We start from the raw sequence: 5,494 nt of genomic DNA, 5'->3' as shown, positions 1-5,494 counted from the left end.
ATGTGCGCCAGGACTTCACGAAAGCGATGCAACATCTGGGCTGTATAGTTGAAAATCCAGAGCTATATCCTTTTTTGAACGGATGGGATAACTTGCTTCATTTTGCACGAATGCTACCTGATGTTGATGAGTCAAGGATCAATGAGGTGGTGGAACTCGTAGGTCTACAATCGAGAATTTACGATAAAGTGAAAACCTATTCCTTAGGTATGAGGCAGCGTCTAGGGATAGCTCAGGCAATGCTGAACCGTCCAAAGGTATTGGTATTGGATGAACCAACTAACGGCCTAGATCCTGCTGGAATTCGCGAAATGCGCGAATTCATTAGAAAGCTTGCGGATGAAGAAGGGATGAGTGTTCTGGTTTCTTCCCACTTATTAAGTGAAATCCAGCTCCTATGTGACCGGGTGGCCATCATTAAAAGTGGAGAGATTATTCAAACCGATACGGTGGAAAGTTTATTAACCACTCAAGAGCGGTTAATTTGGCGGGTGTGGCCTTTAGAAAAGGGAAAAGAAATTCTTAGCAGTTTTACGGAAATTACCGTAGATCAGGACAATATCATTACAGCTTTTAATGAACATGAAACGCCTAAGTGGAATGCTGCACTTAACGAAGCTGGTGTAAAGGTGTATGAAATGAATCGTAAGCTTCCGGGATTGGAAGAGTTATTTTTACAAATAACCGGTGGCGGAGGTGCTGGTATTGAATAACCTGATCCAAAATGAAATGATGAAGCTTCTGGCAAAGAAACGGTTAGTCATCATTGGTATCATTGTGGGTGTTTTAGTGCTGATGTTTACATATGCGCAATACAAACAAGTGAAAGAGCAACAGGAGAAGTTAGGTACTGATGATTGGCGTGCAGCTCTTCAGCAGCAAATCATTGATACCCAAAATCGGTTAGGATCAAACAGGATGCTAGATGAGTGGCGTGAACAGCTCCAGGTAAGTTTAAAACAGCAGCAATATTACCTAGATCATGACATTAACCCTTCAGAACCAGGGGCCACGACATTTACGCGTATGTTTTTAGAAAATGCTATTGATTTGTTCATCCCACTGCTGGTCATGATTGTAGCAAGCGATATGGTTTCTTTCGAAAACAGTCAGGGCACGATTAAACTTCTGCTTACAAGACCAGTGAATCGCTGGAAAATACTAATGAGCAAATATGTGACATTATTATTGTCCGTTTCTATTATCGTGGCTATGACAGCGTTATTGTCATATTTTTTATCGGGACTTGTTTTTGGGTATCATGGATGGGAAGCCCCTGTAATAACCGGTTTTGGATTGAATGGCATCGATGTAGATGTCAGTCAGGTTAGAATAGTTGAGCAATGGAGATTTCTATTAATGGATATGGGGCTTGTCTGGCTGGTAGCAGTAGTTGTAGGGACTCTCTCTTTCATGTTATCGGTTTTAGTTCGAAGTACACCTGCGGGTATGGGCATAATGCTTGCGGCACTCATATCAGGAGCTATTTTGAACAATATGGTGTCGTCATGGGAATCGGCGAAGTACTTCTTTATGGTAAATTTAAAATTAACTACTTATGTTAGCGGAACAGCACCACCTATTGAGGGAATGACCTTATTATCCTCCGTCATTACTCTTTTAGTCTGGTGGGCGCTTGCTTTGATTGTTTCTTTTACAGTATTTACTCGAAGGGATGTTTATTAAGGAAGGACAGCTTTGTAAAAATCAAGGCTGTCTTTTACTTTTTTTTACAGCGTATCCTTTTAAGTTTATAAAATGGATGATTTTCATTTGAATGAAAAATTCCTTCCAATGACTTCAGTTTCTAGTGAGAAGTTAAACTTGTTAAAGATGATATTTATTGTCTCCCGATACAAATTGTTAATATTATTTTTGTAGGCTCCCCCAAAGATGAAAATGGCTAGACCGGATTATGGGAAGTATGTGAATTGAATGCTATTGGGTTTTTGAATAATATCTTTTAAATAGTCAACAATAATCAAGCAACTATTGCTAAATGGAGGGGTTTCTATGACTACACTAAGAGAAATTATGACAACAGACGTGGACTGTTGCACTGTGGAAGATAATATATATGAAGCAGCAGTCAAAATGAGGGATGATGATGTTGGAGTCATTCCTGTATTGGAGAATAACCATTTAATTGGTGTCATTACAGACAGGGATATCGTTATCCGCTGTGTTGCCGAGAAAAAGCCGAATTCAACGAGAATAACCGATGTTATTTCCACGGATCTTGTAACTGGCACCCCTGATATGTCCGTAGAAGAAGCAGAGGATTTAATGGGGAATGAACAAATCAGAAGGCTCCCTATAATTGAAAATGACAAGCTGGTCGGAGTTGTGGCATTAGGTGATCTTGCTGTACACCATCAGACAAATTCAATTGCGGGAAATGCTTTAAGTTCAATTTCCGAGGACAGAGATCAAATTCAACACTAAAAACAAAACTCTGTTAGCTTTTGCTAACAGAGTTTTGTTTTTAAAAATATTTATTGAACCATCCTTTGATTTCTTCAACATGCTGAAGACGCATCTTTGGAGAACCGCTTCGCGATACTTCATGGGTTTCTCCTGGAAAGGAAACGAGTTGAGCTTCTTTCTTTTGTCGTTTTAAAGCAACAAAAAATTGTTCGCTCTGTTCAATTGGGCATCGATAATCCTTTTCGCCATGAAGTAAAAGTAAAGGGGTATTCACATTAGAGACATACTTTAAGGGTGAGTGCTGCCACAATTTATCCGCCGAGTCAAAAATATCACCCTCAATTTCCCACTCCGTAAAATAATAGCCAATGTCGCTTACGCCATAAAAGCTTAGCCAATTACTGATGCAGCGCTGAGTCACAGCTGCCTTGAAACGGTTCGTATGACCAACAATCCAGTTTGTCATGAACCCTCCGTAACTGCCGCCGGATACTCCTAATTTTTCATGGTCTATAAAATCATAGGTCGCTAGAGTATAGTCTACAGCGGCCATTAAGTCCTTATAATCCATTCCTCCATAATCTCCTCGACATGCATTAACAAAGTCCTGACCGTATCCCACACTCCCACGTGGGTTGGTGAATAAGACAGTATAACCTTCATTAGCCAAGGTCTGGAATTCGTGAACGTAACTATTAGCATACATCATATGTGGTCCGCCATGGATTTCTAAAATGAGTGGATATTTTTGGTTGTCTTTAAATTCGGTCGGTCTCATAATCCAGCCGTGGATTGTAAGCCCATCAACAGATGGAAAAGAAATAGGTTCAGGTTGTGATAAATATTTATGCTGTAAAAATTCATCATTCACAAAACTGATTTGTGCTTTTTCTCCATTCGTAAGGTTATAAACAAAAAGGTCACCGGGATGAACAGGTGTACTGATGGCGACAATGGCACGGTGACTTTCAGGATCTATGGTTAGACCGTATATATGCTGTGGGTCAAGGATTGATGGATACATGGCTCCTTCAATAGATCCATAATAAACTCCGGTATTTCCGTAATCGCTTATTAAAAAATAAAAGCCATGGCTATCGTTTGTCCATAAGATTCCTGGGTCTACTGCTCCGATTTGGAAATCGCCGATTGCAGAATCTCCTATTTGAACGTCCCATCCTTCCGTCAGGCACTGTATGGTATGATCAAACATTGAGTATAGCCAAATTTTTGAAAAGGTAGCCCCGGCAAACTCTTTGTTATGACCAATGAAGGATAGATACTGACCATTTGGAGACCACTTCGGGTCTTTAAAAAAACCAGAACTGCCCGTTATTTTCTTTGAAGATTTTGTTTCAAGATCCATGATAAAAATATCGCTGAAAAGATCGTCATCGCTTTTTTCAGCTTCTTCGCATATGTAAGCAATCTGCTTCCCGTCAGGAGACCAGGCATTTGGGCGATAATCGATGTTATTTTCTGTTAGCAAGATGTTTTCGTCTTTTTCTATATCTACTATAACAAGCTGTTGATATAGCTGATCAAAATAGCCTCTGCCATCCCATTTATACTTAAGTTGGTCATAGCGCTGAACTTCTTTGGACAGGTCCTTTTCTTCTTCCACAGTAAAAAGGGCTTCACCCTCCTTTAACCCGGTTGAAAGTAACAGCTTTGTAGAGCACGGGGACCAAATCGGATTTGTTGCTCCGTTGATAAAATGGGTTATTTGTTGAGATTCCCCGCCAACGGTAGAGATTAAATGGACTTGTTTTTTTCCTGACCGGTCTGATATAAAGGCTATATTCTTTCCGTCTGGGGACCAGCATGGAGATGTATCTCGGTTTTCTCCAAATGTCCATTGCTGTGTTTCATTCGTAATCAAGCTGAACATATACAAGTTGGAAACGTATTTTTCTGTTTTTTCATCAATTCTTGTTTGAAYATAAACCGCCATGCTACCATCAGGTGATAACTTTGGATCGGTCACTGATTTCAAGTGGAATAAGTCTTTTGCTGCTATTCCTATTTTGTTCATGCTTTTCACCCTTTCATGTTTCTCATAGTTATGTATTTCGCTAAAGAGAAATATAAACCCTTTAGTAAATATTTTACTCATAAGTATTATTTATTGAGAAACGAAGGATTTGAAAAAAATCCGACCTTTTTAAAAAGGACGGATTGATCAAGATATATGGATAAATAAATTGTTAATAGGGTGTTTCCTTGATTAATTAGACTTGTGTTGTGTATGTGGACGGTGCGGCGGAATTTGGAAATTGTGTTCTTCCATCATTTTATAATGCTTTTCAAAGTGTGAAAACATTTTATCGGCTTCTTCCTTAGAAAGTGCCCCGTACTCTACGTATTTTTCAATTAATTTCTTTTTGTCCGCTAGAATCTGTTGTTGGATTTTTGCGAGTTCTGCCTTTTGGGCATCGGTGAATTGTACGCTTTCTGGTTTATCAGATTTTTGAGTATCCATTGCTGAAGCCGGGTGATTCAAACTTAACAAGAATAGGGAACAAACGGCAAAACAAATGACTAAAAACTTTTTCATGAATAAACGTCTCCTTTGTTATCTGTCTTATTAAAGCTGTGGAACCTATTTAAAAAACTTGCTATTGTGCCTTCTAATAGGTTTCTCAGCTGCAGGAAGAATTACTTTATACCTTTTTATCTTTTACAGCATTAACAGATATATGTAATATTTTTCTGTTCATTCGCTAGATGGTTTGTAAGAGGCAGAAATGGGTAATGTAAATTTAAGGTTGAAACTTTTTCATCACGGAAGTGAAATTTATGGAGTTAGATGATTAGTATGACTGAAAAGAAAGGAAGATTATAATGTTTTGGACGATAATTGGGGCATTAATATTAATATGGGTACTTGGTTTAGTGTTTAAAGTGGCCGCGGGCTTTATTCATATATTGCTTATCATAGCGGTCATTCTTATACTTGTGAAAGTTTTTCAAGGGAGAAGACGAGTGTAGATTTACTTGCGATTCGATGGTCATACGCAATAGCATTTATGAGTGTTCAAATACAAAGAGCGCCCTCGCATATAGG

General features: G+C 38.8%; 6 protein-coding genes. 4 read left to right on the top strand and 2 right to left on the bottom strand.

Annotated elements, in window-relative coordinates; translation table 11 throughout:
* From AC1DUW_RS20305 to AC1DUW_RS20295, 3 genes are all read left to right on the top strand, one after another.
* Nucleotides 1-713: ABC transporter ATP-binding protein (locus AC1DUW_RS20305; RefSeq protein WP_477643306.1), on the top strand; the 713-nt coding region annotated here is incomplete at its 5' end.
* The gene (locus AC1DUW_RS20300) at nucleotides 706-1,686 is read left to right on the top strand and encodes an ABC transporter permease (RefSeq protein ID WP_477643305.1); all 981 of its coding nucleotides are present in this window, start codon (nucleotides 706-708) and stop codon (nucleotides 1,684-1,686) included. The genes AC1DUW_RS20305 and AC1DUW_RS20300, both read left to right, overlap by 8 nt.
* A 327-nt stretch (nucleotides 1,687-2,013) precedes the next feature.
* Nucleotides 2,014-2,445 carry a CBS domain-containing protein gene (locus tag AC1DUW_RS20295; RefSeq protein WP_098176392.1) on the top strand — a complete coding sequence of 144 codons (432 nt, stop codon included), beginning with the start codon at nucleotides 2,014-2,016 and terminating at the stop codon, nucleotides 2,443-2,445.
* A gap of 40 nt (nucleotides 2,446-2,485) precedes the next feature.
* On the opposite strand, the gene AC1DUW_RS20290 is transcribed toward AC1DUW_RS20295, so the two are convergent.
* A complete protein-coding gene (locus tag AC1DUW_RS20290) occupies nucleotides 2,486-4,462 on the bottom strand; it encodes a S9 family peptidase (protein WP_477643304.1) in 1,977 nt (658 codons plus the stop codon).
* Between the two features lie 192 nt (nucleotides 4,463-4,654).
* Nucleotides 4,655-4,984 carry a YckD family protein gene (locus tag AC1DUW_RS20285; protein ID WP_053346473.1) on the bottom strand — a complete coding sequence of 110 codons (330 nt, stop codon included), beginning with the start codon at nucleotides 4,982-4,984 and terminating at the stop codon, nucleotides 4,655-4,657.
* A gap of 287 nt (nucleotides 4,985-5,271) precedes the next feature.
* Here AC1DUW_RS20285 and AC1DUW_RS20280 point away from each other — a divergent pair, with 287 nt between their 5' ends.
* Nucleotides 5,272-5,418, top strand: coding sequence for a lmo0937 family membrane protein (locus tag AC1DUW_RS20280; protein ID WP_116820598.1), 147 nt, complete (start codon nucleotides 5,272-5,274; stop codon nucleotides 5,416-5,418).
* The last annotated feature ends 76 nt before the right edge of the window (nucleotides 5,419-5,494 follow it).

Source organism: Peribacillus sp. P4_C12 (assembly GCF_056402095.1).
This window is presented reverse-complemented; position numbering and strand designations above follow the sequence as displayed.

Excerpts from the sequence above, each read along its gene's own strand:
- AC1DUW_RS20280 (WP_116820598.1), top strand. The coding sequence starts at position 5,272 with ATGTTTTGGACGATAATTGGGGCATTAATATTAATATGGGTACTTGGT.
- AC1DUW_RS20285 (WP_053346473.1), bottom strand. The coding sequence starts at position 4,984 with ATGAAAAAGTTTTTAGTCATTTGTTTTGCCGTTTGTTCCCTATTCTTG.
- AC1DUW_RS20295 (WP_098176392.1), top strand. The coding sequence starts at position 2,014 with ATGACTACACTAAGAGAAATTATGACAACAGACGTGGACTGTTGCACT.